This window comes from bacterium, assembly GCA_035380285.1.
Lineage (GTDB): Bacteria > Auribacterota > Erginobacteria > Erginobacterales > DAOSXE01 > DAOSXE01.
Genome location: DAOSXE010000019.1, coordinates 1 through 26,039 on the forward strand (window position 1 = coordinate 1; position 26,039 = coordinate 26,039).

The following is a 26,039-nucleotide window of genomic DNA, read 5'->3' on the forward strand; positions in this document are numbered from 1 at the left end:
CGGACTACGACGGGGACGGGACCTGGGACTTCGCCGTCTTCCGCTCCGCCTCGGGCAAGTGGCTGGTCCGGGGGGTGACCTCTCCCTATTACGGCGCCTCCACCGATCTCCCCGTCACCAATCCCTGAGGGGGGGAAGCAGAGAGCATGGAGAGAAACCCCTCCGCCACGGACCCTGGGGAATTTTGCACCTGATTACTCTGATTAACTCTGATTGAGAGGGGAAAGAATCGTGGTTTCCATTGTCTGCCGAGAGGCATCTTCAGCCCGTCATCAAACCGTTAAAATCCCCTTGTGCCTCTTGCGCCTCTTGTGGCCAACCCTTTCCCCGTTTGTGCCTTTTGTGGCTAACCCTCCCCCTTCATGGCCTTCATGGTCGAGAAAGCATAGAGCATAGAGCTTGGAGCATAGCGAGATTGCTTCGTCGTCCCGCAAGACGCGGGGCTCCTCGCAATGACCTCAAATATTCCGTTCCTATGCTCCCCCGAAACCCTTTTCCTATCTGTGTAAACCTGCCTGCCGGCAGGCAGGCCTGCCTGCGGCAGGCAGGTCTGTGGACCGCTCCAGGGGGTAAGGCGGTGGGCCCGAACCCTGAACCCTCTCTCGGGCCGGCCGGGCTCCGGAGATGCGGGAGGATGAAACATGGTATAATTATTGCAGGAACGAAACCCGGAGCGCCCGGGGAGGTGTCTGGATGCACTGTCGGTATCTGCTCGTGGCCGCGGGATTATCGCTGGCGCCCGCCGCGGGCGCGGCCGGGTTCGAAGGCTGCCCGGTTTTCCCTCCCGACAGCTACTGGAACGTACGCGTGGACCGGTTGCCGGTCCATGCCGCTTCCGCCGCCTATATCGATACCATCGGGGCGGAGACCGGCCTCCATCCCGATTTCGGTTCCGGGACCTGGGAAGGAGGGCCCATCGGCATCCCGTTCACGGTGGTCGGCGCCGCCCAGGCCCCCGTCGATATCCAGTTCGACTATGAAGACGAAAGCGATCCCGGGCCCTATCCGGTTCCTCCCGACGCTCCGATCGAGGGGGGCAGCGAATCGGACGGCGACCGGCATATCCTGGTTTGGGACCGGGACAACTGCGTTCTCTACGAGATCTATTATGCCTGGCCCCAACCCGACGGGAGCTGGCTGGCCGGATCGGGGGCCGTCTTTCCCCTCAACGGCAACGAGCTTCGGCCGGACGGATGGACGTCCGCCGACGCCGCCGGTCTTCCCATATTCCCGGGTTTGGTGCGCTACGACGAAGCCGCCTCGGGGGAGATCCGGCATGCCCTGCGCTTCACCGCCCCCCATACCCGCGATGCCCATGTCTGGCCGGCGCGCCACGACGCCTCCGCCCTGAGCGGCTCTCAATATCCGCCCATGGGGCAACGGTTCCGCCTCAAGAAGAGCTTCGACACCTCCTCGTTTTCGCCGATACCGCGGACCATCCTGGAGGCGATGAAGACGTACGGCATCGTCTTGGCCGACAACGGCTCCGCCTGGTACATCTCGGGCGCGCCCGACGAACGCTGGGACAATGAAATCCTGGCGGAGCTGCGCCGGGTCGAGGGCGCCGATTTCGAGGCGGTCGATTGTTCGTCCCTGATCGTCGACGCCGACTCCGGAGCCTGCCGGGGGGCGAGAAAGTCGGCGGCCAAGCTCGATTTCAACGGCGACTCCACCGCCGAGTTCGGACTTTTCCGACCCGAGACCGGATTGTGGATCGTCCGGGGAGCGACCCGGTTCTACCTGGGAACCGAAAACGATCGACCCGTGCCGGGCGATTTCCGCCGCGACGACCGCCAGGAGCCCGCCGTCTTCCGGGGGACAAACGGGCTTTGGGCGGTGAGGGGATGGAGCCGTTTCTATTTCGGGGAAGCCGACGATCTTCCGCTTCCCGGAGTCTACGACTCCTCGGGAAGGTTCCGGGCCGCGGTATTTTCTCCGGAGTCGGGCGCCTGGAAGATCCGGGGGATAAGCCGCTTCCATTTCGGCCGCTCCGGCGACATCCCGCTTCCCGCCGACTACCGGGGTGAAGGAGAAGTCTGCCCGGCGGTGTTCAGGCCCGGCGACGGTCTCTGGCTCGTCAGGGGCTTGAGCCGTTTTTATTTCGGGCACGAGGGCGACGTCGCCTTCGTTTTCGATCAGGACGGGGACGGGACTGCGGACCCGGCTCTTTTCCGGCCGCAGACGGGCTGTTGGGTCCTGCGGGGACGAACTCGGTTTTATTTCGGCTCCACCGGAGACGCCCCGGCCGCCGCCGATTACGACGGCGACGGGAGCGGGGATCCCGCGGTCTTCCGCGGCGGCACCGCTTCCTGGTTCTGGCGGGGAACGACCAGGTTCTGGTTCGGCAATCCCTCCGATACCCCCTTGGGCGGAGTCTGATGGCGGGAAGGAGCAGGTTGCGGTATCTCCCGCCCGTATTTCTGCTGCTTTTGGGCGTTCTCTTCTGCCTTTACCTGCTTTTCTCGCCCGCTCCCGAGTCACTGCCGGATTCGGCCGAGCGGCGGCCCGTATGGTCGTGCGAACTCAGCCTGGGCACCGGCCTCCACGGGGAGGAAGCCGCCGGCGGCGCTCGAAATTTTTCCGCCGGGGAGAAGATTTATGCCCGGTTTCTGGTCCGGGGGCTCGAACCCGGACCCCACCGGATCGATTTCCGCTGGTACGGTCCCGGAGGAGAAGAGAGGGAGAGGTACACCCAAACCCTGACATCGAACGGGGGAACCTACCGCTGCCGTTCCTGGATCGTGGTCACGGCCGGCGCGGGGGAGTTGTTCGGGGATCTCTGGCCCTTCTCCGGGAAACTGACCGGGCGCTGGGAAGTCGAAGCCAGTATCGACGGCACGGCGGCGGCCAGGAAGTGGTTTGATGTGGCCCCGGAGACGTGATATAAACGCATACATTCACCAGCGGAAAGGGGATCACATGCGCACGATCGAATTGAAGGCGGGAACGATCCTGGCTCTGGTCCCGCTGCTGCTCGCCTCCTGCGGCGGCAGCGGGAGCGGGGGGAGCAGCGACGGTTACGTCAAATACAAGGCGGAAACCGCCGATCCGGAAACCGGCTGCCAGATGAGAATCAAGTACAACGATTCCGACGGCGACGAAAGGACGCGTTACGCGGACGCCCCGGGGCCCTGGGATTACTCGTTCTACGGCAAGGACGGGGACCACCTCTACCTCGAGGTAAAATCCAACGATTGTCAGGGCCAGGTGACGGCGTCTCTCTACCTGGACGGAACGCGCCTGAAGCGGATCACCCGGTTCACGGCCGAAATCGACGGATACCTTCGCCAGAACGAAGACGGCGAGTTTTATTTTGAAGACCAATCGCCTTGACGGAGCTCCGCCTCCGCGTGCGGCCGGAGTGGTGGAAATGGCAGACACTGGGGACTTAAAATCCCCTGCACCAAAAGTGCGTGCGGGTTCAAATCCCGCCTCCGGCATGGCGGCCGCCGGTCTTCTTTTCGGCCTGCTGCTGTTGTCCGTCCCTCTTTCGGGAGCGGGCCAGGAATTCGACAACTACGGCCAGTACGGGAATTACGGTCATTACAGCGTCGAATCGACCCAGGTCGAGATCATGCGCCAGGAATTGACCAGGAAACTGGACGAGATCGCCGCCTCCCTGGACCGGATCAACCGTACCCTGGACCTGCTCAAGCGCAAGGTCGACGAGTTGGACCAGCGCATAAAATAGGCGCCGACCGGAGCATGGTTCCGGAACGTATTCAACTCCTCCTGGCGGGCGCCATCCTGGCGTCGGCCGTTCCCGGCCACGCCCAGAGCGAAGCGCCTCCGGGAGGATTTTCCCGGATCGTCAGCCTCAACCCCGACTTTACCCAGTCCCTGGTGGATCTGGGAGCCGGAAACCGGCTGGCGGGGATAACCCGGTTTTGCCCGGCCGTTACCGGAGCGAGAACGGTCGGGGACCTTCGGGAGATCGACGCCGAAGCGGTACTGGCGCTGAACCCGGACCTGGTCCTGGCCACCCGGACGGGAAATTTCCGGGAGAGCGTGGATGCCCTGCGGCGGTTGGGGCTCCCGGTCCGGATCGTGGAGAGGCCCCGGACGCTGGACCAATTCGAGGATTACCTGCGGGAAATGGGGGCGCTTTCGGGGAGGGAAGAAGCCGCCGAGATCCTGTGCCGGCGGTTGGACCGCCAGCGGGAAATTTTCCGGAAGAGGGCCCAGAACGGTCCCCGGCCCCGCGTGTTCTTCGAGTTGGACGACTACCCGGTCTATTTCAGCGTCGGCAAGGAGACCATGATCGGAGAACTGATCGGCGTCTGCGGCGGGATCAACGTCTGCGAAGGCCTGGGAGAACCGTATCCTTCCCTGGACGCCGAACAGGTGGTGGCCCTGGCCCCGGATGTGGTGGTGGTTTCCATCATGGGAACGAACGGCGAGGCGGCCGTCCGCCGTTGGCTGGACTCCGGACTGGTCCCCGCCGCCCGCCGCGGGCGCGTCTACAGGGTCGATCCCGATCTGGTCTGCCGTCTCGGCGCCGGTCTTCTGGAGGGCATGCGGGAGTTGGCGGAGTGCATCCACCCGGAATGGAGCCCGGCGGGGGAGGACGGCGGCGGTGAAGAGTAGGGTTTCCCGGATCGTTTTCTGGTCGTTCCTGGCTCTGCTCGCGGCCGCCTCCATAGCGTTTTCCCTGGGGTCGGGAAGCATCGATATCCCTCCCCGGGGAATAGCCGACGCCTTGATCTCCCGGGTTTCGGGCAACGCCCCCGCCGGCAGAGGGGAATTGGTGGTGGTGGAACTCCGTCTTCCCCGGACGGTGGCGGCGCTGCTGGTCGGAGGCGCCCTAGCGGCGGCCGGAGTTCTTTTCCAGGGTCTTTTCCGCAACCCGCTGGTGGAACCCTACACGCTGGGGGTTTCAGGAGGCGCCGCCATCGGCATCAGCCTGGGGATCGTGCTCGGCGGGCCAGATGTCATGGCATTACGGCCACTGTTGGGATTTGCCGGGGGCGTGGCGGCCATCGCCGTCGTCTGGAAAATCGCCGGGAAAGGGGAGGGGACGAACCGCCTGCTCCTGGTGGGAGTGATGGTGTCGTTCATCAGTTCGGCCTTGATCATGTCCTTGCTGGCGGTCGCCGGGCTCGATCGTTTCCGGCCCGTGCTGTACTGGACCATGGGCTCCCTGGCCGGAACGGATCCGGTCCTGGTCGCGATTTTGGGCGGTCTGGAGGCCGTATGCCTGGTGTTCGCCCTGTCCCGGGCCTGGAAGTTGAACGCGCTGGGCGCCGGGGAAGAGATCGCCGCCGGTTTGGGCGTGGACCTGAGGCGCGAACGGCTGCTGGTCTTCGCCGTCGGCGCGCTGCTGGCCGGGGGCGCGGTCGCGGTGGCCGGGGTGATCGGTTTCGTCGGGCTTCTGGTTCCCCACGCCGTCCGGCATTTCACCGGACTCGATCATCGCCGACTCCTTCCCGCGGCGTTCCTGGCCGGGGGAACGTTCCTGGTGCTCTGCGACACCCTGGCCCGCACCCTCTTCGCCGACAGGGGCATCCAGTTGCCGGTGGGCGCGGTCACCGGATTGTCGGGAGGAGTGATTTTTCTCATGATCCTGGCGGGAAAAAACGGACGGGAACGATGACCTCGGCCGTCGTCCTGAAGCGGGTCCGCGCCGGTTATCCGGGCAGAACCGTGCTCCGCGAGATCGATTTCGAGGTCGGAGAAGGGGAGTTCGTGGGGATCCTCGGCCCCAACGGCTCCGGGAAAACCACGCTGGTCCGCGTCATCTCCGGCCGGATCGTTCCGGAAGCGGGGCGGGTCGATTGGCCCGGGGTATCCCGGAGCCGGAGTCTACCCCGGCACCTGGCGGCGGTCCCCCAGAATCCGGAAGTCGATCCCGCCCTGGACGTCCGCTCCCTGGTTATGCTGGGAAGGCTCCCCTGGTTCGGGCCCCTGCAGTGGAACCCTTCTCCGGCCGACCGGGCCGCGGTGGCGGACGCCCTGGACGTGACCGGCACGGCGGATCTGGGCGACCGCAGGATCGGAGAGTTGAGCGGAGGCGAGCGCCAGCGGGCCCTGCTGGCCATGGGCCTGGCCCGCGAGCCCGCCATTCTCGTTCTGGACGAACCTTCCCAGAACCTGGATATCAAGCATCGGATCGAGCTGTTCCGGCTCCTGCGGCGGCTGCGCCGAGTCCGGGGTAAGACGGTGATCGCGGTTCTTCACGATCTGAACCTGGCCGCCCTCTACTGCGACCGCCTGCTCCTTCTGCGCGCCGGCGTCATCATGGCCCAGGGGTCGCCGGCGGAAGTCCTGCGCGAACCGATATTGGCGGAACTTTACGGGATCGAGGTAACGGTGGCGGAGACGGAAAGGGGACCGGTCGTGCTTCCGCGCGATCCGGGAGTTGACGGATTCGAAAGCGCCGCCGTACCATAAAACGGTCAACCGAGGCTGGTACCGAAAATCAAGGAGGTCGGAAATGGCCCTCACCGTCAAAGGCGCGGTCTTCGACAACGACAACACCATCGCCAAGATATATCCGGATCCCAAGAGCTACTGGAAAGACGTTTTCCTGGAAATCGTCAAGGAATGCGGCGGGAAGGTTCCCCCGGGCCGGGAAGATGAGTTCATGCTCTCGTATTATATGGCCCGGGGGTTCGAGGAGAAACTGGCCGAAATCGGTCTGAAAACGACGTTCGAGGAATTCCAGGCGGGGAAGGGCAGGGTCGACGAACGGCTGCGCCTGGCCTACATCCGGGCCGGAAAATCGCGGCTTTTCGACGACGCGGTCGAATTCATCCGCTACCTGGAGAAGACGGGGATCGTTTACGGGGTGGCCACGTTCACCTCGGAACCGGTGGTGATGGCCGCGTTCGACCAGGTTCCCGGTCTCTACCGACCCTCAGGATTTTTCGGTTGGGACGATTCCCTGCGTTTGGGATACGAAAAGCCGGATCCCCGGATAGCCCGGACGGTGCTCTCCCAGCTGGGGGTGGAGCCGAAAAACGCGATCATGGTCGGGGACCGCCTCACCGACGTCGTCCTCGGCAACCGGGCGGGGATGACGACGTTCCTGGTCAAACGCCGCGACGAGGACGGCGACGCGCTGGTCGATTCGCTCGAGCGCGAGATCGAAGAGATCAAGAAGATGGGAATGGTCGAGGAGTTCTGCAAGATCCCCGATTATCAGGTTTCCAAGCTGACCGAAATCATTCCCGTGATCGAGGGATAAGGCGGAAGCGCCAGGGGTGTTCCAACCCCTCCCTGATTCCGACCCGGGGGCCCCGGACCACGTTCTCCTCGGGGCGGATCTCGCCCGCGGCCACATACAGCGTCCCATGGAGAGCGAGGTCGAGCCCGTTACAGGTCAGGTCGACGGACATGGCCTGGGTCAGCCGGCCCGGGCCCGAGGCCAGCGGATTTCGACCGCCCCGCCGGCCCTCCATAACCGCTTCTCCCCACGACGGCTCCAGGGCCCGAAGCAGGACCGCTCCCGCAGTTCCTTCCTTCTCCGTGACCACGTTGAGCAGGAAGTGGAACCCATAGCAGAAGTAGACGTAGGCGCGTCCCGGCTGCCCGAACATGATCCGGCTGCGGGGGGTGGGGCCGTTGCGGGCGTGAGAGGCGGGGTCTCCCGGACCGAGATAAGCCTCGGTTTCGACGATTCTCCCCGCGGTCACGCCCTCGGGAAGGCGGCGGACGAGAATTTTCCCCAGCAGTTCTTCGGCGACCCGAACCGTTCCCCGTTCGTAGAATTTCCGGGGAAGGGGCGTTGGGGGCGGGCCATCCGCGCCGTCCCCCCGCCCGAGGCGCCCCGCCCGGGCTTTCACGGTTTTTCCTCCCGCCGCCGCTCGAAGAGCGCCAGCAGCTCCTGGTGGGGGGTATGGGGGAAAAAGTCGAACGGCCGCCCCAAGACCGGCCGGTAGTCGTCGAAAAGTCCTTCCGCCTGCTCCGAGAAGGTGCGGGGGTTGCAGGAGGAATAGAGGATGAAGGGAGGCCGCAGCTCGCGGATCCGCTTGAGCACTTTTTTCCCGATGCCCGATCGGGGAGGATTGACCACCAGGAGTCCGAACCTGCCGGTCCAGTTTTCCCGGCGCTCGTACAGGACCTTGCGGGCATCGCCGGCGATGAATTCGACGTTGCCGGCGCCGTTGAGAACGGCGTTTTCCCGGGCGGTCTCCACCGCCGCCCCGTCCATTTCCACGCCGACCACCTCCCGGGCGCGGGGAGCCAGGAGGAGACTGATGGGGCCGATCCCGCAGAAGAGGTCGAGCACCATGCCGGGATCGGCCGCCGGCGGAAGGTCCCGGAGAACCCGGTAGAACCCCGCCACGGCGCGAGGGTTGACCTGAAAGAAGGAAAACGGGGGGATCTTGAACTTCAGGCCTTCCACCTCCTCCACCAGATAGCCCTTGCCGGCCAAAAGCGCCACCGAATCGGGAACGACCGCGTCTCCCGGCCGGTCGTTGATCGTGTGCAGGAGGGAAAGATCCGTTCCCGGAGGGAGGGCGGCGGCCAGGAGCCCCGCCAGCCGTTCGCCGTCGAAATCTCCCGAGGAGGTGGTGACCAGGTTGATCAGAAGCTGGTTCGTGAACTTGGTTTCGCGGACGACCAGGTTGCGCCAGAACCCCCGGTGCGTAAAGCAGCTATGGGCCGAAAGACCGCTCCGGCGGGCGAACTCGCGGACCGTCCCCACCACCGCCGGGGCCTTCTCCGAGAAAATCAGGCATTCTTCGAGGTCGAAAAGCTCCCTTCGACGGTCGCGGCGATGAAGACCGCAGATCAGGTCCGCCGCGGTCCCGGCAAAGCTGAACTCCATCTTGTTGCGGTAGAAATACGGAGAGGGGGAAGGGACGGCGGGAAGCAGCGCTCCCTCGGCCCCCCACGAGGAGAAGAGGCCGCGGCATTCGGCTTCCTTGGCCGCCACCTGCTCGGAATAAGGGATATCCTGATAACGGCACCCCCCGCAGGTGCCGTAATGCCGGCAGATTCGGCCAGGATCGGACATGCTCGCTTCCTTTCTCAATCGCGGTTTTATCCCCGCCCGGAGTAGGGTATAGTAACAAAAACGAACAAGGACCGACGACCATGGAAATCGAAGTTTTTACGCTCTGCGATGCCGCCACCGATTCTCGGGGCAAACTGAACATTCTGGGAACCTTCGACAGCATCTACGCTTCCGGATTCCCGATGGTCTTCCCCCGCTGCTCGATAGCCCTCAGGCTCCGCTACGCGGTGATCGAGGAAGGGGAGCACGCGGTAAAAATAACCATGCGCGGCCAGGAGGGGAAAGACGTCATCCCGCCCATGGAAGGTTCGTTTCATCTCAAAGTCATGCCCGAGCGGTTCAGCGCCGCCGCCAACCTGGTCTTGAATCTGGAACGGCTCCGTATCCCTCAGCCCGGAGAATACCTGATAGAGCTCTCCATCGACGGCGATCGGCTGCGGACGCTTCCGCTCAACGTATTTCAGAGCTCTCCCCGGGGGCCGGAGAGAGAGCGGGAGCAGTAAGGCGTGCCGGGCGGGGCGGCTCAGGACATTCCCGAACCGGGGAAGCTGCTCCTGGTCAAACTCGGCTCGATCGGCGACGTGGTGGAAACCCTTCCCCTGGCCAACCGGTTGCGGGTCGGCCTGCCCGGAACCGAAATCGGGTGGGTGATCGAGCCCAAGTCCTATCCGCTGATCGAATCCCACCCGGCGGTGGACCGCCCGATACTTTTTCGCAGGGGAGGGGGGACGGCCGCCCTGAGGGAAGCGGTCTCCCGTATTCGGGAATTTTCCCCGGACCTGGTCATCGACGCCCAACGCATCCTCCGCAGCTCCCTGTTTACGGTCCTATCCGGAGCGCCCCGGCGCCTGGGGTTCGACAGGGCGCGGACAAAGGAAGGGTCGTGGATGTTCACCAACCGCAAGCTTCCCCCGCGTCCGGGGTCGCGCCACATGGTGCTTCAATACCTGGAATTCGCCGATTACCTGGGAATTCCCGCTTCCGCCCCGGTCTTCGGCCTGACGGTCGCGGAAGAAGCCACAACCGCGGCGGCCCGCCTGCTGGAGGGCATGGGCGGGAGGTATCTGGTCTTCAACATCGGCGCGGCCAAGCCCGCCAACCGCTGGCCGATCCGGCACTGGGCCGAACTGGCCCGGGAGGCGTCGTCTCGAACGGGGATGCCCATAGCCGTCACCGGCGGCGCAGCCGATGGTGCGGCGGCGGCCGAGCTGGCGAAAACGCTTCCTCCGGCGATTCCCCTGAAAAACCTGGCCGGGGCCACCTCCCTGGCGGAACTGGTCGCCGTCCTGGCCGGCGCCGGAGCGGTGGTCTCCGGGGACACCGGGCCGATGCATATAGCTTCGGCCCTCGGGGTCCCGACCCTGGGGCTTTTCGGTCCCGCCGATCCCGGCAGAACGGGGCCGTTCAACCACCTGGACCTGGTGGTCCGTTCCCCGGCACCCTGCTCTCCCTGCGGGCGCCGGAGCTGCCCGCGCGACGACTGCATGGCCGCCATCTCCCCGGGCCGGGTCTGGAAGGAACTGGCGGCGGCGCTGGAGAGGGGGCGGGAACGGTGAACGGGGCCGGACGGCGGGGGCTGCTGGGGATGGACTCGGTCCGACTCGACCGGAACTGGACCTGTTTCTGCCCCTCGGAGCGCAGACGGCAGGCGCTGGCCGCCGCCGCCGCTTACGCGGAGGGGAAAGCGGCGCGCCTCGGGACGGGGCGGGGAACGACCTTTTCGGTCTCCACCCCCTTCGGCATGGTCGTTTGCCGGGAATACCGCCACGGGGGGATCCTGGCCGGATTGACGGGGGGGGTGTTTCGGGGGAAGAGACGATTTCTCCTCGAGGTGTCGGCACTGAATAAAGCCCGGGCCGCGTCGGTCGCGGTTCCCCGGGGAGTGGGGGTGCTGGTCAAAAACCTCGGAGCGGGTTTGACCCGGGGAATCCTCATGACGGAGTGGATCGAAAACGCCGGGGACCTGCTGACTCTCTTGCGGGAAGGAACCCTCACGGACGGGACCTTGCGAAAGATCGCCCGGGAAACGGGGCTCCAGGTGAGAAGACTGCACGACGCCGGTCTCCGTCACCCCGACCTTCATCTTAAAAACGTTCTTTATTCTCCGGCTTCGCCGGAATCCCCCGTCTGGCTGATAGACTTCGACAAAGCCGGCGCCGCCGGGGCGCTTTCGGAACGGGCGCGCGCCGCCGATCTGGCCCGGCTGTGGCGATCATGGGAAAAACTGAGAGAGAGCGGCGAAGGGCTGCCGGAGACGCTTCCCCGTCGCTTTCTGGCCGCTTACGCGGGAAAAGAAAGGAACCGTCTCCACCGGACGGCGGCGGAGATCGGCCGCAGGCGGTTGCGGATCGGGCTTTCGGCGCTGCGGTGGCGTTTCCTCCGCGCGCGGGGGAGACAACCGTACGCCCGCCCGCGGAATGCAACCGGGCCGGGAGGGAAAGGCTTTAAAACCCGCCCCGGGACCGAGGGCAAACGGTCCGATTCCGGGGCTTGATCGCGCCGGGTCCTGAGTTTATCCTGATTCGAACCTCCATTCCGGCGTACCGGGCGCGGTTCGAGGGGAGGCCGACGGGATCGACGCCGGGGGTTAGGCGGCCGCAGCGAGGCTAGGAACATGAGAGTGGCGTTTTGTATCGAGAATTTCGTGCCCGCCCGGGGCGGGGCGGAGCAGTACGTCAAGGATCTCTCCCTGCTTTTCTGCCGGGAAGGGCACGAGGTCACCGTCATCACCATGCGCAGCGACGTCGAACCCGAGGAGAAGCTAAGCATCCTCCGCGTGGGAATCCCCCGGCGGCCCAAGTTTCTGCGGACGCTGGTGTTCGCGTGGAAGTGCCGGAGCCTGGTGCGCAAGGGCGATTACGACGTCGTGCATTCCTTCGGGCGCACTCTGGGCATGGACGTATTTCAACCCCTGGGCGGGTCCCAGATGGCGGGGCTGGTAGGCAACCTCCGTTCCATCGATAATCCGCTGAAACGGTTCTTTAAGATACTGTGCTACATCTTCAGCTTCCGGCGTATCGCCTATTTCATCATCGAGAAGCTGCAGATGAAGACGGCCCGGGTAGTCGTGGCCATTTCGGGAATGGTCAAAAACGACGTTCTCCGCTATACCCGGTTGGGGCGGGGCAAAATCAGGATCGTCCGCAACGGGGTCGATCTGGAGCGGTTCCATCCCCGCAACCGCGAACTGTACCGGTCGGAAGTCAGAAACGGGCTCGGACTCTCGCCCGACGATATCCTCATCCTTTTCGTGGCCCATAATTTCAGGCTCAAGGGCCTGCGCCCGCTGCTGCAGGCGTTGGCCGTCATAACGGAAACCTTTCCGGAAAAACCGTTTATCCTCGGGGTGCTGGGGGAGGGGAAGAAAAAGCGTTTCCGCACCCTGGCCCGGAAATGGGGGGTGGAAGACCGGGTCAGGTTCATCGGGTTGAAAATGGACACGTCCCATTACTACGCCGCCGCCGATATCTGCGTCCATCCCAGTTTCTACGATCCCTCCGCGCTGGTGGTCCTCGAAGCCATGGCCAGCGGCATTCCGGTCATCACCACCATGTTCTGCGGAACTTCCGAGATTATCAGCGAAGGCAGGGAAGGCTATGTCGTCAACACGCCCAACGATATCGCCGACATGGCGGAAAAAATCATGATTCTGGCCGACCCCGAAGCCAGACGGCGGATGGGCCGCCAGGCGCGCTCCCGGGCCGAAGAAGCTCCGTACGTGAGGAACATGCAGGCGATCCTGGGAATACACAATGAATATTGCCGCCCTCGTTCCTGACCGGGAGGCTCCCAGCAGCCGCTACCGGTTGGTCCAGCTGATCCCGGCCCTGGCCGGGCGCGGAATCGGGCTGAAGGTCCTCGAACTGGAACGGGCACCGCGCGCTCGGCGGCGGCAAATGGCGGACCTGGCTTCCTTCGACGCCGTGATCCTCCATCGGAAACTCCTCACCCGGGGGGATTTTTCCCGTCTCCGATCCCGGGTACGGCGCCTGGCCTTCGACTTCGACGACGCGGTACTCTTCCGGGATTCCAACCGCGGCCGGTTCGAATCCAGGACCCGCCGCCGGCGCTTCTTTCGCGCCGTCCGCGGGGCCGATCTGGCGATCGCCGGGAACGAATATTTGGCATCCCTGGCCTCCGAGGCGGGCGCGGCCTGCCGGATTCTTCCCACCGTGCTGGATCTCTCCGGGCTCCCGGCTCCGGACCTCCGGGACCGGGGGGAGACTATCGGCTGGCTGGGCACCTCTTCCAACCTGATCTACCTGGCGGATATCGCCGAGGCCCTGGCCCAGGCGGTTTCGTCCGCTCCGGGAAGGCGCCTGGTGGTCGTCTGCGACCGGGACCCGGAACTGCCCGGTTTGGACTACGAATTCCGACGGTGGTCGCCCGCGGTCGAACGCAACGCGTTGGCCGAATTCGGGGTCGGGATCATGCCGCTGCGCGACGATCCCTGGACGCGGGGTAAATGCGCGTTCAAGCTCATCCAATACGGCGCCGCCTCCATCCCGGTGGTCGCCAGCCCAGTGGGGATGAACCGTTCGGTGGTGAAGCACGGGGGCACCGGTTATCTGGCATCGTCGCCCCGGCAATGGGCGGAGGCCCTCGATCGCCTCTTGAGCGATCCCCGTTCCCGGACGGAGATGGGAGCGGCGGGGCGGCGCCTGGTCGAGGAAGAATATTCCCTGGAAGCCAACCTGAGCCGCATCGTCGAAGTCCTGGAGGAGCTGGTCGGGTGACGGAACTCTCTGTCTGTATCGTCAGCTGGAACGTGCGCGAGCTGCTGCTGGCCTGTTTGGATTCGGTCCGCCGGGAGCTGGCGGGCCTGGAGGGGGAAATCGTGGTGGTCGATAACGCCTCCGGGGACGGGAGCGCGGACGCGGTCAGACTTGATTTCCCCGAAGCCGGGCTGATCGCCAACCCGGAGAACGTCGGCTTCGCCCGGGCGTGCAATCAGGCCTGGAAACGAACCCGGGGCCGCTACGTCCTGCTGCTCAATCCGGATGCCGAACTGGGGAGCGGGTCCGCGGCCGAAATGATCTCCTTTCTCGACCGTCAGAGTCGGCCCGGGGCCGGGGGGTGCCGTCAGCTCGGCCCCGACGGAGCCCTGCAGCCGTCGGTCCGCGCTTTCCCTACGCTGGCTACGGGATGGGAGCAGTTCACCGTTCTGGGCCGATTGGGTTTTCTGCGGGGGGAGCGGAGGCGGTACCTCGCCCAAGATTTCGACTACGCCCGCGCCGCCTCCATCGATCAGCCGATGGGTTCAGCCCTTTTCCTCAGCCGCCGGGCCGTGGAGGAAGTCGGACTTTTCGACGAAGGTTATTTCATGTATTTCGAGGAAGTCGACCTCTGCTGGAGGCTGGCCCGCGCGGGTTATTCGATACACTACAACCCCCTGGCCACGGTTGTTCACCATGGAGGCGCCAGCGCTTCTCAGGCCGGCCCCCAGACCCGTGCCTGGCTTTTGACCGGTTACCTTCGTTTCATGCGCAAACGCTACGGAAACGAGCGGGTGGACCGTTATCTGAGCTGGTTCCGGCCGTTGGCGCGGGCCCGGCTGGGATGGGACCTCTGTCTTGGGACCTGGGGTTCTCGGTTCCGCCTGGGGACGGCCGGGGCGTCTCGGGCGCGCCGGGCGCGGATGAAGCTGGCGGCCAAGCGGGAGTTCCGAGACCGTTTCCTGGAGAAGGTGTTCGAGCGTGATCGTCTTAATCAGCCATGACGGGACCTTGACCGGCGCTCCCATCTGCCTGGCGAGGCTGGCGGGAGAGATGGCCGCCGACGGCTCGGGCCGCGACCTCGTTCTGGGAACTCCCCGGGGAGGCAGGTTGGAGGCCCATCCCGCACTCGCCGGGGTGGATACGTTCCGGTACCTTCCCCGGTGGGGGCCGGGGAAGAAAAGGGTGGCGGGGCCCGGAGTCCGCGCGCGCCTGCGCCGGGTCTACCGGCGGCTGGGAGCGACGGCGGTGATCGCCAACACCCTGGAATCGTTTCAGGCGGTCATGGCCGCCGCCGACGAAGGCATCCCCTCGGTCTGGATGGTTCACGAATTCGCGGAGAATTACCGAGCCCGAAGGGAGTGGGGAGCGATCAGGGAAGCGGCCTCCGCCGCCTCCTGTCTGGTCTTCAACTCCGACGCCTCCCGAAAACAGGTTTCCGCGCTGGGGGAGGGGCTGGAAAGCAAAGCTTGCCGGGTCTATCCCGGGATCGATCCCGGTCTCTTCCCCGCCCGGAGCCGTCCTTCTCCGGGGCCCGGCTTCAGGATCGGGTGCGTGGGCGACATCTGTCCCGCCAAGAATCAACTCGGCCTGATCGAACTTCTGGCCCCTCTTTTGCGGGAGTTTCCCGAAGCCGGCTTGCACCTGATCGGCCGCGTCCCGGCCGCGTTCGCCGCCTACGGCAAGGAAGTCGAGCATCGGATCGGCCGCCTGGACGCCCCGGCGAAGGTGGTCCTGGAAGGGGAGAAAACGGACGCTCCGGCTCTCATCGCCGACCTCGATCTTCTGATCAACGCCGCCCCCCACGAGTCCTTCGGCTTGGCCGTGCTGGAAGCCATGGCCGCCGGCGTCCCGGTGGTGGCCGTCGACGGCGGGGGGCCGGGCGAATTGCTGGGTCCCCTGGGCGCGGTGGTGCCTCCCGGCGACGGGCCGGCCTTGCAGAACGCCGTTTCCAGGGCCGTTGCCGCTTCCGCCGGAGAGCGCCGGATGTGGGCGCAGGCGGCACGGGCGCGTATCGAGGAACGTTTTCTTTTGCGGGATTACGCCGGAAATATGTTAGAAATCCTAACGCGCCTGACCGCCGCCGAACGGCGGCCGAGAGGAGGGCCGGACGGCTGAGCCCAGCCGTCCGGCCGGAAAACATGGGTCTGCCCGCAAACGATTATAAACGGCTTCTGGAATCGCTCCTGCGCTGGTGGATTCTGGCCGCGGTTTTTTTTCTGGTCCTGGGGCAGGTCAGCTTAAACCGCGACAACCCCGAAGAAGCCCTCCTCGCCCAGCCCGCTTTCCGTTTCCGGGCGGCGTGCGTCTCCTCTCTCGACTTCTCGGTGGGGGGCAAGATTGCCAATCTGGTTTATCCCGCGGCCGGACTCTGGCTGGCATGCGCCGCCTGGGGGGCTTTCAAGAAACGCCCCCCCCTGCTGTTTCCCGTTCTCGGTTTCCTTCTGGCCGCGGCCGTCTCCTGCGCCTTTTCCCCGCTGACACGCTTGAGCTGGGAGACCGGGGTCAAGCCCCTGCTCACCGCCACCATGCTTTTCCTGATAGTGGCCACGGCCTTCGGGCCCGAAATCTGGCGCCGCCGTTTGCTGGTCGCCGTCTTCGGAGCGTTGCTCCTGACCGCGGCGGCGGGCCTGGCACTCTACCTGGGACGGGTCTATTTCCCGCAGACCGACCAGAGGATATGGCTTTCCTTCGGTCATCCCAACAGTTCCGGAGCGGTGATGATCCCCGCCATCGCCATCGTGGCCGCTTACCTGATGACGTCGGCGCCGGCCCGGGTCAAGGTCGCCTGCGCGTTGACCCTTCCGATCCTGGCGGCGACCATGGTGCTCACCTTTTCCCGGACCGCCTGGATCAGCCTGCTGCTGGCGTTGGGAGTGCTGGCCTTCTGGGCCGGGACCAGGAAGTTCAAAACGTTTTTTCTGGCGGCGGTCCTGATCGCGGTCGGAGCCCTGATCTGGGGCGTGAACGTCGGACCCCAGAGTTATTGGAAGACGCGGGTAAGGAGCCTGGCGGGCTGGCGGGAAGATCCCAACATTCAAAGACGACAGGTCTATTGGGAGGCCGCAGGCAGAATGTTGGCTCGCCGGCCCCTCGTGGGTTGCGGGCCGGGATATCGGGTTTTCATGGAAGCCTACCGGGGTTATTTCCAAAGGGTGGATACCGGAGAACTGGTTACCGGGCCCCACAACGGGTTTCTCTCCATCGGGGCGGGCATGGGAGGGTTGGGGTTGGCGGCGTTTCTCTGGCTGATCGCGGCCGTTGTCGGTCTTCTGGGGTCGGGACGGGGTCCGGGGTGGCTTCACCGGGGTTTTCGGCTGGGGTTGGGCGCCGGATTGCTCGGCTTTATGGTCGGAAACCTCACCGACGACCCTCTCCTCAACGACCGCATTCTCTGCCTGGTCTGGGTATTTCTGGGAATTTTGGCGGCCGGGGAGGAGGGGAGCGGATTGACGGCGCTCCCGATATCCCCTACGATACCCGAAAATCGGGGGAAACGAGGTTAAATGAATAGAGAACAGATAACGGTGGTTACGGGCGGAGCGGGATTCATCGGCAGCAACCTGGTCTGGGAGCTGAACCGGATGGGGGAGGATCGGATTCTCATCGTCGACAGCCTGGGGTCCGGAGAGAAGTGGAAAAACATCGCCGGTCTGAAGTTCCGGGACTATCTGGAAAAGGACGAATTTCTGCGCAGAGTCGAGGGGGGAGGGTTCGGAACCGGGTTGAAAACCGTTCTGCACCTGGGCGCCTGTTCGTCGACCACCGAGAGCGACGTCGGGTATCTGGTCGAAAACAACTACCGCTACACCGTGGTCCTGGCGGAGCAGTGTCTGCGCAGCGGGACCCGGTTCGTTTATGCCAGCAGCGCCGCCACCTATGGGAACGGGAGTCTCGGCTATTCCGACGCCGAGGCCGGGTTGGAGCGGTTGCGCCCGCTGAATGCCTACGGCTTCTCCAAGCAGATGGTGGACCTGTGGGCATGGCGACATGGCTTCCTCGACCGCATGGCGGGCTTGAAATACTTCAATGTTTTCGGGCCGAACGAATATCACAAGGGGGCGATGCGCTCCATGGTCTGCAAGGGATTCCGACAGATCAAGGATACGGGCAAGATCCGGCTGTTCGCCTCCGATCGGCCCGAATACGGGGACGGCGAGCAGGAGCGGGATTTCATTTCCGTCGGGGACGCGGCCAGGATGACCCTCTTTTTCCTCGAACGTCCCGACGTCAACGGGATCTTCAACGTCGGCAGCGGGGAAACCCACACGTGGAACGAGATGGCCGCGGCCATCTTCGAGGCCCTGGATATCCCCCCCTGCATAGAATATATCCCGTTGCCCGAGGAATTGAAGGGGCGTTACCAGTACCATACTCGGGCGGAGATGGCGAAACTGCGTGAAGCCGGGTACGCTCTCTCCCTCACCCCTTTCCGCGACGCCGTCGTGTCCTATGTCAGGGACTACCTGATCGCGGACGGGTACCTCTCCTCAACCGATTAACGCAAAGGAGTCCGGGACCGTGGATGCAACCAGCCGCAAACGTTACCTGGAGCTGTTGAACGCCTTCGGGGGAGTGAAGGTTCTGGTGGCGGGCGACGTCATGCTCGACGAATATATCTGGGGCGAGGTGGAGCGGATATCTCCCGAAGCGCCGGTCCCCGTGGTCCAGGTCCGCGAAGAAACCTGGGTTCCCGGGGGAGCGGCCAACGTGGCCAACAATATTTCCGCCCTGGGCGGAAAGGCCTACATAGCCGGTTTGATCGGCGCCGACCACGCCGGGCGCCGACTCTCGACCCTCCTGCGGAGACTGGGAATCAAAACCGACGGTCTGATCGCGGATCCCGAGCGTCCGACCATCACCAAATCCCGGGTGCTGGCCGGGCATCAGCAAGCGATCAGAATCGACCGCGAAGAGACGAAACCGGTCGGCAGAAAATCCCTGTCGGGGATCAGGGACAGGTTCAAATCCCTGGTTTCTTCCGTGGACGTGGTCGTCATCGAAGATTACGCCAAGGGTCTTTTTTCCCAGGATCTGGTCGACGATCTTATCCAGATCGCGGCCCGGGAAAAACGGCCCGTTCTGGTGGATCCGAGTTCCGGGAACCTATTCACGTTCCGGGGCGCGGGTATCGTCACTCCCAACCTCAAGGAAGCCCTGGCCGCCAGCGGTCTGCCCCGGGGCACTCCCGTCGCCAAGGTGGGAAGGAGCCTCCTGCGCCGGTGGGGTTCGGGAGCGGTGTTGGTTACCCTCGGAGAGGACGGGATGGCCCTCTTCGAACCCGGGAAGCGCTATTACCACATTCCCACGGTCGCCCGCGAAGTCTTCGACGTCTCGGGCGCCGGCGACACCGTCGTCGGGACCCTGGCCATGGCCCTGGCGGCCGGGGGGAGCCTCTCTGAAGCGGCATTTTTGGCCAACTGCGCCGCCGGAGTCGTGGTGGGCAAACTGGGGACGGCCACCGCCGGGATCGAGGAGATTCTGGAGGCGCTCGATTGGAGATGAAGTCTCCCGCGGTATTTTTCGATCGGGACGGGACGATCAATCCCGACCCCGGGTACATCCGGGTCCCGGAAGATTTTACGCTTTTTGAAGAGACGATTCCGGCCTTGCGCCTGCTCAGGGAGCACGGCTACCTCCTCTTCGTCGTCACCAACCAATCGGGGATAGGGAGAGGTTATTTCCGGCATGAAGACCTGGCCGCCGTTCATCGTCGGATGGAAGAGCTGCTGCAGGCCGGAGGAATCACCCTGGACGGGATCAGATACTGCCCGCACCACCCGAGCGAGGATTGCGGCTGCCGCAAGCCCTCGCCGTTCATGATCCAGGAACTGGCCCGAGCCCACGGCGTGGATCTGCCCCGGTCCTGGTTCGTGGGGGATACCCCGGCCGACGTCGTCAGCGGCCGGCGAGCAGGTTGCCGGACGGTGAGGATACTGGGAGAAGGCGAAGACGGACGGGAACCTTCGGAGCTTCCCTCTCCGGCTGATATCGTCGTCCGTTCGATACTGGACGCGGCCCGGGCCATCGTCAGGGTCGATGCCTCATGAAAGCGGTCGGGGTGATTCCGGCCCGGTGGGGGGCGAGCCGTTTCCCGGGAAAGCTTCTGGCCCCGCTGGCGGGGAAACCGGTGCTGCAGCATGTCTGGGAGAGGGCGTCGCGCGCCTCGACCCTGGAGAAGGCGGTCGTGGCCACCGACGACGACCGGATCCGCCGGGCCGCCGGGGCTTTCGGGGCCGAAGTGGTCATGACCTCGAGCGGGTGCCGAACCGGAACCGAAAGGGTGGCGGAAGCCGCGGAACGGCTTTCGGCCGATGTCCTGGTCAATGTCCAGGGAGACGAGCCGTTCATTCTTCCGGGCATGATCGATACCGCGGTCGAGGCTTTGGAGGGCGCGTCCTGGGCGGAGGTTTCGACTCTGGCCCGCCCCTGCGGATCGGGGGAAGAGCTGGAGCGGCCCGATACGGTCAAAGTCGTAGTGGGGCGCGAAGGCTCGGCGCTGTATTTTTCGCGTTCGCCGATACCCTATCCGGGCCGGGGAGGCGGCGGGGGGCTGGTGCATATCGGTCTTTACTGTTATCGCCGGGAGTTCCTGCGGGTCTTGGCCCGGTTGGAGCCTACTCCCCTGGAAACGGTCGAAAAGCTTGAGCAGTTGCGGGTGCTCGAATCCGGATATAAAATAAAGGTCGCCATGGTCGCCGGGGGAACGATAGGGATCGACACTCCGGCGGACCTGGAACGGGCGAGGGCGATGATCGGTGATTGAGCGAACCAGAAAAATCAGGGTGGGGGAGATCGAGATCGGGGGCGAAGCTCCGCTGGCGCTCATGGCGGGCGTCTGCGTGATCGAAGACTACGAGCACGCCCTTTTCATAGCCGAGAGCCTGCAGGAAACCTGCTCGGGCCTGGGAGTGCCCCTGATCTTCAAGGCCTCGTACGACAAGGCGAACCGCACCTCGCTTGACTCCTATCGGGGCCCGGGACTGGAGAAGGGGCTGGAAATCCTGGCGCGGATCAAAGCCCGAACCGGACTTCCCCTCCTCGTCGATTTTCATCAGCCCGGCGACGCCGTCAAGGTGGCCGAGGTGGCGGATATGCTCCAGGTCCCGGCGTTTCTCTGCCGCCAGACCGATCTTCTCCTGGCCGCCGCCGCCGCCGGACGGCCGGTAAACGTCAAGAAGGGCCAGTTCCTGGCGCCGGAGGATATGGTTCACGTGGCGGAAAAACTACAAAGGGGGGGGTGCCGGGCGATCGCCCTCACCGAACGAGGCGCCAGCTTCGGATACCACCGCCTGGTCGGAGACATGACTTCGCTCGCGGTCATGCGGTCGCTGGGCTGGCCCGTGGTCTTCGACGCCACCCACAGCGTTCAGTTCCCGGGCGGTGCGGGGGGGGTGACGGGGGGGGAAGGGGAGATGGTCCCGGTTTTAGCCCGGGCGGCGGTGGCGGCCGGCTGCGACGCCGTTTTCATGGAAGTTCACGATCGTCCGGAAAAAGCGCTCTCGGACGCCTCCAGCGTTCTTCCCCTGGAGAAGCTCCCGGAACTGCTGGAAAAGCTCGTGGCCATCGATCGGGCGGTGAAAAGATGAACGGCAAACCCGTCAACATTCCGGAACTGGCCCGGGAGGTGATTGAAATCGAGGCGGAAGCGCTTTCCGTTCTCGGCCGGCGCCTGGACAAGGAATTCGAACGGGCGGTGGAAATATGCTCGGCCTGCCGGGGCCGGATCGTGGTCACGGGGATGGGGAAAGCGGGGTTGGTGGCCAGGAAAATCTCGGCCACTCTGGCCAGCGTCGGCTCCCCTTCGATCTGGCTCCACCCGGCCGAAGCTCTTCATGGCGACCTCGGCATCATCGGCGAGGCGGACGTGGTCCTGGCCGTTTCCAACAGCGGGGAATCGGACGAGATCAAGGCCCTGCTCCCCTATATCGATGCTCTGAGCGCGCCCCTGGTGGCCATCACCGGCAATCCGAAATCGACATTGGCCAAGGCGGCTAAGGCCGTTCTCGACGCTTCGGTCGCCCGGGAAGCTTGCCCGGACAATCTGGTTCCTACCGCCAGCACTACCGCCGCCATGGCTCTGGGCGATGCCCTGGCGGTCTGCCTCAAAGAGTTGCGGGGGTTCAAGGCCTCCGATTTCGCGCGCCTCCATCCGGGAGGGACGCTGGGAAAACGGCTTTTGGCCAAGGTCGGGGATCTGATGAGAAAAGGCGCGGCCAACCCCGTGGTCGGAGAAGAGGCCACGGTCAAGGAAGTGCTGTTCCGGATCACCGCCGCCCGCGCCGGGGCGGCGAGCGTCACCGGCGCCGATGGGGTGCTGACCGGTATCTTCACCGACGGAGATCTGCGCCGCTGGCTGGAACGCGATCCGGGAATCATGGAACGCCGCGTCGGAGAGGTCATGACCGGAAATCCGTTGAAAGTCCGGGAAGATCAAAAAGCCCTGGAGGCGATGGAGATGATCCGGGACCGAAAGATAGACGAGGTTCCGGTGGTCGATTCCCGGGGAGCGCCCGTCGGCATGCTCGACGTCCAGGATCTCTTGAGCGCGGGAATTATCTGATGCCGGGCCTCGACACCGCCAGGGCCAAAGCCTCCCGGGTACGGCTGATCATTTTCGATGTCGACGGGGTCCTGACGGATGGGAGCATCTCCTATGCTTCCGACGGAGAAGAGCGCAAGCGCTTCCACGTCCGGGACGGGTCGGCCGTTATTCGCGCCCTTCGCCGGGGCTTGAAAATAGCCTGGGTCAGCGGGCGCCGGGCGACGGCGGTCGAGCGCCGGGCGTCCGAACTGGGCGTTGCCGACCTTTTCCAGGGAATCGAAGACAAGCGTCCGGTTTTCGAGCGGCTGCGGCGCGAGGGCGGTTTCAAGAAGGAGGAAACGGCTTATCTGGGCGACGACCACGGCGACGTGGAGCTTTTCGAATCGGTCGGATTCAGCGCCGCTCCGGCCGACGCTCACCCCGCGGCCCGGGCCCGGGCCGACTACCTCTGTTCCCTGCGGGGAGGAGAAGGAGCGGCGGGGGAGGCGATCGACTTTATTATCGAGTGCCGGGAGGACGGTCGATGACGTTGTCGGGGTTCTGGACGGCCGCGGTTTGCCTGGCGGCGGGCGCCGCCCCTTCTCCGCCTCCACCGGTTCCGGCCGCTTCTCCCCCCCCGTCGCCGGCGGCCACGTCGGCACCGGTCCGTTCGCTGTTCGATTCGCCCGCCGCGGCCGGCGAGGCCCGTGAAATCAAGGACGGGTTTTCCCGTTACGTGCCCGACGAAAACGGCGATATCGATTGGGAGATCAAGGGTTCTTCGGCTCAGTTCGTAACCTCCAACCTGATCACGCTCCAGGACCTGGTGGCGCGTTCCTTCGACCAGGATATCGGTCCGGTCAGCATCCGCATCGCCAGCGGCGATTACAACACCGATTCCAAAATCGCCACCGGGAGGGATCAGTGGATCGAGATCCGCCGGGGAACGATGGTACTGACCGGGAGAGGCGTGGTCTGGTCCATCCCTTTGGAGGAAGTGCGGGTGCTTGAGGACGTAAGGGTTCTGATCAAGGAGAGCGGGGGAGCGGGGATGTTCCCGGAATGAAAAGAATCTTCATCCTGTTGGCGGCCTCGGCGCTCTGGGCCGGCTCGGCCCGGAGCGAAGAGACTTTGGACGATCTCGGCATCGGGACCGGGGAACTGCCCGAAGTCGTAGGGCCGGACTGGACGGAGATAACCTGCGACGGCAACATGCTGGTCAATTACCGCGAGGGGTGGGTAAGATTCGCCCGCAACGTCAAGGTAACCAATCAACGCGGGATCATTACCTCCGACCTCCTGGTGATTTTCACCAGCGGCGGGGGGGAAAAGGTCGATCGGGCGGAAGCGAGGGGGAACGTCACCATCGTCAGCGGAGATCGGGTGGGAACGGGCGACGCGCTGATCTACTACCCCGAGGAACACAAAGTCGTCCTCTCCGGCAACGCCCTGGTCAAAGAAGGGGTCAACACAGTCTCCGGAGAAACCCTGACCCTCTATACCGATTCCAGGGATGTGGAAATCAACCGGGCCCAGGATATACAATTCCATCCCCGGACCGAGTTCGAACTGGATATTTGAGCCTCATGGAACTGCTGAAGACCGAAGAGCTGGTAAAGTCCTACCGCCACCGCAAAGTGGTCGATGGAGTCAGCCTGACCGTCAACCGGGGCGAGATAGTGGGCTTGCTCGGCCCCAACGGCGCCGGCAAAACCACCACGTTTTATATGATCGTGGGACTGATCCGAGCCGAGGGCGGCAAGGTGTTTTTCGGGAGCGCGGACGTCACCCATCTGCCCATGTCCCGGCGGGCCCGCCTGGGCATGGGCTACCTATCCCAGGAACCGAGCATATTCCGCAACCTGACCGTGGAGGAGAACATCCTGGCGATTCTGGAGACGCTTCCCATGAAACGTTCGCAGCGATGGAAGCGCAAGAACGAGCTTTTGACGGAACTGGGAATCTCCAAGTTGGCGGAGAGCCGAGCCTGCACCCTCTCCGGGGGGGAACGGCGCCGGTTGGAGATAGCCCGGGCCCTGGTGACCGATCCCAGTTTCATCATGCTGGACGAACCGTTCGCCGGCGTCGATCCCATCGCCGTGGCCGACGTCCAGCAGATCATTATCTACCTCAGGGAGAAAGGGCTGGGAATACTGATAACCGACCATAACGTCCGTGAAACCCTTTCCATTACCCAGCGTTCGTATATCATGTTCGAGAGTCGGATTCTGATATCCGGCACGTCCGAGGAGCTAACCAACGACCCCCGGGCCCGGAAGATTTATCTCGGGGAACAGTTCATGTTGTAAGGAGGGAGCGGTGCAGATAGAAATCACCTGCCGCCATGCCGAAATCGACGAGACCGAGCGGGCTTACGCCTTGGAAAAAATCGGGCAACTGTCCCACATCTGGAACCGGCCGCTGGAAGCCCGTCTGATCGTGGAATTCGAAAAATACGATTATCGGATCGAGATCAACCTTCATGCCGGCCATTCCCTGATCTCGGTAACCGAGAAGGACCGGCATTTCCAAGCGGCGTTGGATAAGGCCGTTCGAGTCACCGAGAGGCGGTTGCGGCGCCTCAAGGGAAAGACGGCCAATGAGTCGAAGCGCCGCCGGCGGCTCTTCGTCTCCGAGATCAGGGAAAGCGCGGGAGAGGACGATCTTCCGGAGCTTTCGAGCATGGAAGATATGGAGATGCCGGAAATGACCAGGAGCATGGCCGTCGACGCCTTCAAGGATTCCGGCCGGGGTTTCTTCGTGTATTACGACCTGGAATCGGGCCGGACGGCCATCATCTACCGCAGGAAGAACATGGCCCTGGGCGTGATCGAACTGTAAACGGGCGAACCGGTCTGAACCCGGAGACGAGAACGGGCGGAACAGCATGACCCACGGGGTGACGGTCAGTCAGTTTTTCCAGCAGATGCAGGAACGGCTCCAGTTGACCCTGGTCGCCGGAGAGAACGGCCTCAAGCGGAAGATCCTGGTTTCCGAACTCAACCGCCCGGGCTTGATTCTGGCCGGCTATTCGCGGTTTTTCGCCCGTCGCCGCGGCCAGGTACTGGGAAAGGTCGAAATCAGTTACCTGCGCGGCTTGAAACCCGACGAGCGCAGGCGGACGATCAGGGCCCTGTTCGAACAGAAAATTCCCTTCTGCATTATCGCCCGCAACTATCTGCCCCCCCGAGAGCTGATCGAGGAAGGAAACCGCTACGCGATTCCGGTGTTCCGTTCTCCCTTGATAACCATCAGGCTGGTGCACACCTGCACCATCTACCTCGAAGAAAAATTCGTGCCCCAGACCACCGTCTTCGGAAACCTGGTCGAAGTCTACGGCGTAGGCGTGATGGTCATGGGACGCAGCGGGGTGGGGAAGAGCGAATGCACCCTGAGCCTGGTGGAGCGGGGGCACCGGCTGGTTTGCGACGACATCATCCACGTGCGCCTGATGGAGGGCGAATACCTCCTCGGGGAAGGGTCGGAACTGACCAGATTCCATATGGAGATCAGGGGGTTGGGAATCATCAACATCCAGAACCTCTTCGGTCCCGGCAGCGTTCGGCAACGCAACCGCCTCGACCTGGCCGTTACCCTGGAAAAATGGGATCCGGAAAAGGAATACGAGCGCCTGGGGCTGGACGAGTCCCGCTATGCACTTCTGGGGATCAGTATCCCCCATCTTCTGGTTCCGGTTCGGCCGGGAAGGGACCTGGCGCTGCTGATCGAAGTGGCGGCTTTGAATTACCGGAGTAAACAGATGGGATATGACCCCGCCCGGGAGCTGGACAAAACCCTGCAGGCCCGCATGACCGGGCGTTTCCCGCGGGGCGGATAG

Annotated in this window: 30 protein-coding genes and 1 tRNA gene; 29 read left to right on the forward strand and 2 right to left on the reverse strand. The window is 64.2% G+C overall.

Annotated elements, in window-relative coordinates; genetic code table 11:
* Positions 1-693 precede the first annotated feature (693 nt).
* The 9 genes from PLZ73_08275 (at position 694) to PLZ73_08315 (ending at position 7,186) form a co-directional block, all read left to right on the forward strand.
* The gene (locus tag PLZ73_08275; protein HOO77869.1) at positions 694-2,379 is read left to right on the forward strand and encodes a hypothetical protein; all 1,686 of its coding nucleotides are present in this window, start codon (positions 694-696) and stop codon (positions 2,377-2,379) included.
* The gene (locus PLZ73_08280; protein HOO77870.1) at positions 2,379-2,882 is read left to right on the forward strand and encodes a hypothetical protein; all 504 of its coding nucleotides are present in this window, start codon (positions 2,379-2,381) and stop codon (positions 2,880-2,882) included. Before PLZ73_08275 ends, PLZ73_08280 begins: the two co-directional genes overlap by 1 nt.
* A gap of 37 nt (positions 2,883-2,919) precedes the next feature.
* Entirely contained in the window at positions 2,920-3,333 is a 414-nt protein-coding gene (locus tag PLZ73_08285; GenBank protein HOO77871.1) for a hypothetical protein, read from the forward strand.
* A 22-nt stretch (positions 3,334-3,355) separates the two neighbouring features.
* Positions 3,356-3,440 (forward strand) — tRNA-Leu (locus tag PLZ73_08290).
* The gene (locus PLZ73_08295) at positions 3,440-3,691 is read left to right on the forward strand and encodes a hypothetical protein (protein ID HOO77872.1); all 252 of its coding nucleotides are present in this window, start codon (positions 3,440-3,442) and stop codon (positions 3,689-3,691) included. Before PLZ73_08290 ends, PLZ73_08295 begins: the two co-directional genes overlap by 1 nt.
* A gap of 14 nt (positions 3,692-3,705) precedes the next feature.
* A complete protein-coding gene (locus tag PLZ73_08300; GenBank protein HOO77873.1) occupies positions 3,706-4,587 on the forward strand; it encodes a helical backbone metal receptor in 882 nt (293 codons plus the stop codon).
* Positions 4,577-5,593 carry an iron ABC transporter permease gene (locus tag PLZ73_08305; GenBank protein ID HOO77874.1) on the forward strand — a complete coding sequence of 339 codons (1,017 nt, stop codon included), beginning with the start codon at positions 4,577-4,579 and terminating at the stop codon, positions 5,591-5,593. The genes PLZ73_08300 and PLZ73_08305 overlap by 11 nt, the downstream gene beginning before the upstream one ends.
* Positions 5,590-6,390, forward strand: a complete 801-nt coding sequence (locus PLZ73_08310) for an ABC transporter ATP-binding protein (GenBank protein ID HOO77875.1) — start codon at positions 5,590-5,592, stop codon at positions 6,388-6,390. The genes PLZ73_08305 and PLZ73_08310 overlap by 4 nt, the downstream gene beginning before the upstream one ends.
* A gap of 43 nt (positions 6,391-6,433) precedes the next feature.
* Positions 6,434-7,186 carry an HAD hydrolase-like protein gene (locus PLZ73_08315; GenBank protein HOO77876.1) on the forward strand — a complete coding sequence of 251 codons (753 nt, stop codon included), beginning with the start codon at positions 6,434-6,436 and terminating at the stop codon, positions 7,184-7,186.
* Here the strand turns inward: PLZ73_08315 and PLZ73_08320 are convergent.
* Positions 7,164-7,784 (reverse strand): DNA-3-methyladenine glycosylase, encoded by a 621-nt coding sequence (locus PLZ73_08320; protein HOO77877.1) that lies wholly within the window; start codon positions 7,782-7,784, stop codon positions 7,164-7,166. The genes PLZ73_08315 and PLZ73_08320 overlap by 23 nt on opposite strands.
* The gene (gene rlmD / locus PLZ73_08325) at positions 7,781-8,962 is read right to left on the reverse strand and encodes a 23S rRNA (uracil(1939)-C(5))-methyltransferase RlmD (protein ID HOO77878.1); all 1,182 of its coding nucleotides are present in this window, start codon (positions 8,960-8,962) and stop codon (positions 7,781-7,783) included. Before rlmD ends, PLZ73_08320 begins: the two co-directional genes overlap by 4 nt.
* Before the next feature lie 80 nt (positions 8,963-9,042).
* On the opposite strand from rlmD, the gene PLZ73_08330 reads away from it, so the two are divergent.
* From PLZ73_08330 to hprK, 20 genes are all read left to right on the forward strand, one after another.
* Positions 9,043-9,465, forward strand: a complete 423-nt coding sequence (locus PLZ73_08330; GenBank protein HOO77879.1) for a hypothetical protein — start codon at positions 9,043-9,045, stop codon at positions 9,463-9,465.
* Between the two features lie 3 nt (positions 9,466-9,468).
* Entirely contained in the window at positions 9,469-10,518 is a 1,050-nt protein-coding gene (locus PLZ73_08335) for a glycosyltransferase family 9 protein (GenBank protein ID HOO77880.1), read from the forward strand.
* Positions 10,515-11,456 (forward strand): lipopolysaccharide kinase InaA family protein, encoded by a 942-nt coding sequence (locus PLZ73_08340; protein HOO77881.1) that lies wholly within the window; start codon positions 10,515-10,517, stop codon positions 11,454-11,456. Before PLZ73_08335 ends, PLZ73_08340 begins: the two co-directional genes overlap by 4 nt.
* 120 nt (positions 11,457-11,576) lie before the next feature.
* Positions 11,577-12,740: a glycosyltransferase family 4 protein gene (locus PLZ73_08345; GenBank protein HOO77882.1), complete on the forward strand. Its 1,164-nt coding sequence runs from the start codon at positions 11,577-11,579 to the stop codon at positions 12,738-12,740.
* Positions 12,715-13,698, forward strand: a complete 984-nt coding sequence (locus PLZ73_08350; GenBank protein ID HOO77883.1) for a glycosyltransferase — start codon at positions 12,715-12,717, stop codon at positions 13,696-13,698. The genes PLZ73_08345 and PLZ73_08350 overlap by 26 nt, the downstream gene beginning before the upstream one ends.
* Positions 13,695-14,681, forward strand: coding sequence for a glycosyltransferase family 2 protein (locus PLZ73_08355; GenBank protein ID HOO77884.1), 987 nt, complete (start codon positions 13,695-13,697; stop codon positions 14,679-14,681). The genes PLZ73_08350 and PLZ73_08355 overlap by 4 nt, the downstream gene beginning before the upstream one ends.
* The gene (locus tag PLZ73_08360) at positions 14,659-15,795 is read left to right on the forward strand and encodes a glycosyltransferase family 4 protein (protein HOO77885.1); all 1,137 of its coding nucleotides are present in this window, start codon (positions 14,659-14,661) and stop codon (positions 15,793-15,795) included. The genes PLZ73_08355 and PLZ73_08360 overlap by 23 nt, the downstream gene beginning before the upstream one ends.
* Before the next feature lie 23 nt (positions 15,796-15,818).
* Positions 15,819-17,183: an O-antigen ligase family protein gene (locus tag PLZ73_08365; protein ID HOO77886.1), complete on the forward strand. Its 1,365-nt coding sequence runs from the start codon at positions 15,819-15,821 to the stop codon at positions 17,181-17,183.
* Positions 17,184-18,179 carry an ADP-glyceromanno-heptose 6-epimerase gene (gene rfaD / locus PLZ73_08370; GenBank protein HOO77887.1) on the forward strand — a complete coding sequence of 332 codons (996 nt, stop codon included), beginning with the start codon at positions 17,184-17,186 and terminating at the stop codon, positions 18,177-18,179.
* Positions 18,180-18,198: 19 nt separating this feature from the next.
* Positions 18,199-19,182: a D-glycero-beta-D-manno-heptose-7-phosphate kinase gene (rfaE1, locus tag PLZ73_08375; GenBank protein HOO77888.1), complete on the forward strand. Its 984-nt coding sequence runs from the start codon at positions 18,199-18,201 to the stop codon at positions 19,180-19,182.
* The gene (locus PLZ73_08380; protein HOO77889.1) at positions 19,179-19,727 is read left to right on the forward strand and encodes an HAD family hydrolase; all 549 of its coding nucleotides are present in this window, start codon (positions 19,179-19,181) and stop codon (positions 19,725-19,727) included. Before rfaE1 ends, PLZ73_08380 begins: the two co-directional genes overlap by 4 nt.
* Positions 19,724-20,443, forward strand: coding sequence for a 3-deoxy-manno-octulosonate cytidylyltransferase (kdsB, locus tag PLZ73_08385; protein ID HOO77890.1), 720 nt, complete (start codon positions 19,724-19,726; stop codon positions 20,441-20,443). Before PLZ73_08380 ends, kdsB begins: the two co-directional genes overlap by 4 nt.
* On the forward strand, positions 20,439-21,266 hold the full coding sequence (kdsA, locus tag PLZ73_08390) for a 3-deoxy-8-phosphooctulonate synthase (GenBank protein HOO77891.1): 828 nt from the start codon (positions 20,439-20,441) through the stop codon (positions 21,264-21,266). The genes kdsB and kdsA overlap by 5 nt, the downstream gene beginning before the upstream one ends.
* Positions 21,263-22,240, forward strand: a complete 978-nt coding sequence (locus tag PLZ73_08395; protein ID HOO77892.1) for a KpsF/GutQ family sugar-phosphate isomerase — start codon at positions 21,263-21,265, stop codon at positions 22,238-22,240. The genes kdsA and PLZ73_08395 overlap by 4 nt, the downstream gene beginning before the upstream one ends.
* Positions 22,240-22,749 (forward strand): HAD hydrolase family protein, encoded by a 510-nt coding sequence (locus PLZ73_08400; GenBank protein ID HOO77893.1) that lies wholly within the window; start codon positions 22,240-22,242, stop codon positions 22,747-22,749. The genes PLZ73_08395 and PLZ73_08400 overlap by 1 nt, the downstream gene beginning before the upstream one ends.
* Complete coding sequence (locus PLZ73_08405; GenBank protein HOO77894.1) at positions 22,746-23,267, forward strand: hypothetical protein; 522 nt, start codon at positions 22,746-22,748, stop codon at positions 23,265-23,267. Before PLZ73_08400 ends, PLZ73_08405 begins: the two co-directional genes overlap by 4 nt.
* Positions 23,264-23,782, forward strand: a complete 519-nt coding sequence (locus tag PLZ73_08410; GenBank protein ID HOO77895.1) for an LptA/OstA family protein — start codon at positions 23,264-23,266, stop codon at positions 23,780-23,782. The genes PLZ73_08405 and PLZ73_08410 overlap by 4 nt, the downstream gene beginning before the upstream one ends.
* 5 nt (positions 23,783-23,787) lie before the next feature.
* Positions 23,788-24,510 (forward strand): LPS export ABC transporter ATP-binding protein, encoded by a 723-nt coding sequence (lptB, locus tag PLZ73_08415; protein HOO77896.1) that lies wholly within the window; start codon positions 23,788-23,790, stop codon positions 24,508-24,510.
* A gap of 10 nt (positions 24,511-24,520) precedes the next feature.
* The gene (gene raiA / locus PLZ73_08420) at positions 24,521-25,042 is read left to right on the forward strand and encodes a ribosome-associated translation inhibitor RaiA (protein HOO77897.1); all 522 of its coding nucleotides are present in this window, start codon (positions 24,521-24,523) and stop codon (positions 25,040-25,042) included.
* A 46-nt stretch (positions 25,043-25,088) separates the two neighbouring features.
* Positions 25,089-26,039 carry an HPr(Ser) kinase/phosphatase gene (hprK, locus tag PLZ73_08425; GenBank protein ID HOO77898.1) on the forward strand — a complete coding sequence of 317 codons (951 nt, stop codon included), beginning with the start codon at positions 25,089-25,091 and terminating at the stop codon, positions 26,037-26,039.

Coding starts and splice junctions, on each gene's coding strand:
- PLZ73_08405 (HOO77894.1), top strand. CDS start 22,746: ATGACGTTGTCGGGGTTCTGGACGGCCGCGGTTTGCCTGGCGGCGGGC.
- rfaD (HOO77887.1), top strand. CDS start 17,184: ATGAATAGAGAACAGATAACGGTGGTTACGGGCGGAGCGGGATTCATC.
- PLZ73_08350 (HOO77883.1), top strand. CDS start 12,715: ATGAATATTGCCGCCCTCGTTCCTGACCGGGAGGCTCCCAGCAGCCGC.
- PLZ73_08300 (HOO77873.1), top strand. CDS start 3,706: ATGGTTCCGGAACGTATTCAACTCCTCCTGGCGGGCGCCATCCTGGCG.
- PLZ73_08345 (HOO77882.1), top strand. CDS start 11,577: ATGAGAGTGGCGTTTTGTATCGAGAATTTCGTGCCCGCCCGGGGCGGG.
- PLZ73_08365 (HOO77886.1), top strand. CDS start 15,819: ATGGGTCTGCCCGCAAACGATTATAAACGGCTTCTGGAATCGCTCCTG.
- hprK (HOO77898.1), top strand. CDS start 25,089: ATGACCCACGGGGTGACGGTCAGTCAGTTTTTCCAGCAGATGCAGGAA.
- PLZ73_08315 (HOO77876.1), top strand. CDS start 6,434: ATGGCCCTCACCGTCAAAGGCGCGGTCTTCGACAACGACAACACCATC.
- PLZ73_08330 (HOO77879.1), top strand. CDS start 9,043: ATGGAAATCGAAGTTTTTACGCTCTGCGATGCCGCCACCGATTCTCGG.
- PLZ73_08280 (HOO77870.1), top strand. CDS start 2,379: ATGGCGGGAAGGAGCAGGTTGCGGTATCTCCCGCCCGTATTTCTGCTG.
- PLZ73_08295 (HOO77872.1), top strand. CDS start 3,440: ATGGCGGCCGCCGGTCTTCTTTTCGGCCTGCTGCTGTTGTCCGTCCCT.
- PLZ73_08395 (HOO77892.1), top strand. CDS start 21,263: ATGAACGGCAAACCCGTCAACATTCCGGAACTGGCCCGGGAGGTGATT.
- PLZ73_08410 (HOO77895.1), top strand. CDS start 23,264: ATGAAAAGAATCTTCATCCTGTTGGCGGCCTCGGCGCTCTGGGCCGGC.
- kdsB (HOO77890.1), top strand. CDS start 19,724: ATGAAAGCGGTCGGGGTGATTCCGGCCCGGTGGGGGGCGAGCCGTTTC.
- rlmD (HOO77878.1), bottom strand. CDS start 8,962: ATGTCCGATCCTGGCCGAATCTGCCGGCATTACGGCACCTGCGGGGGG.
- lptB (HOO77896.1), top strand. CDS start 23,788: ATGGAACTGCTGAAGACCGAAGAGCTGGTAAAGTCCTACCGCCACCGC.
- PLZ73_08310 (HOO77875.1), top strand. CDS start 5,590: ATGACCTCGGCCGTCGTCCTGAAGCGGGTCCGCGCCGGTTATCCGGGC.
- PLZ73_08380 (HOO77889.1), top strand. CDS start 19,179: ATGAAGTCTCCCGCGGTATTTTTCGATCGGGACGGGACGATCAATCCC.
- PLZ73_08275 (HOO77869.1), top strand. CDS start 694: ATGCACTGTCGGTATCTGCTCGTGGCCGCGGGATTATCGCTGGCGCCC.
- PLZ73_08400 (HOO77893.1), top strand. CDS start 22,240: ATGCCGGGCCTCGACACCGCCAGGGCCAAAGCCTCCCGGGTACGGCTG.
- PLZ73_08285 (HOO77871.1), top strand. CDS start 2,920: ATGCGCACGATCGAATTGAAGGCGGGAACGATCCTGGCTCTGGTCCCG.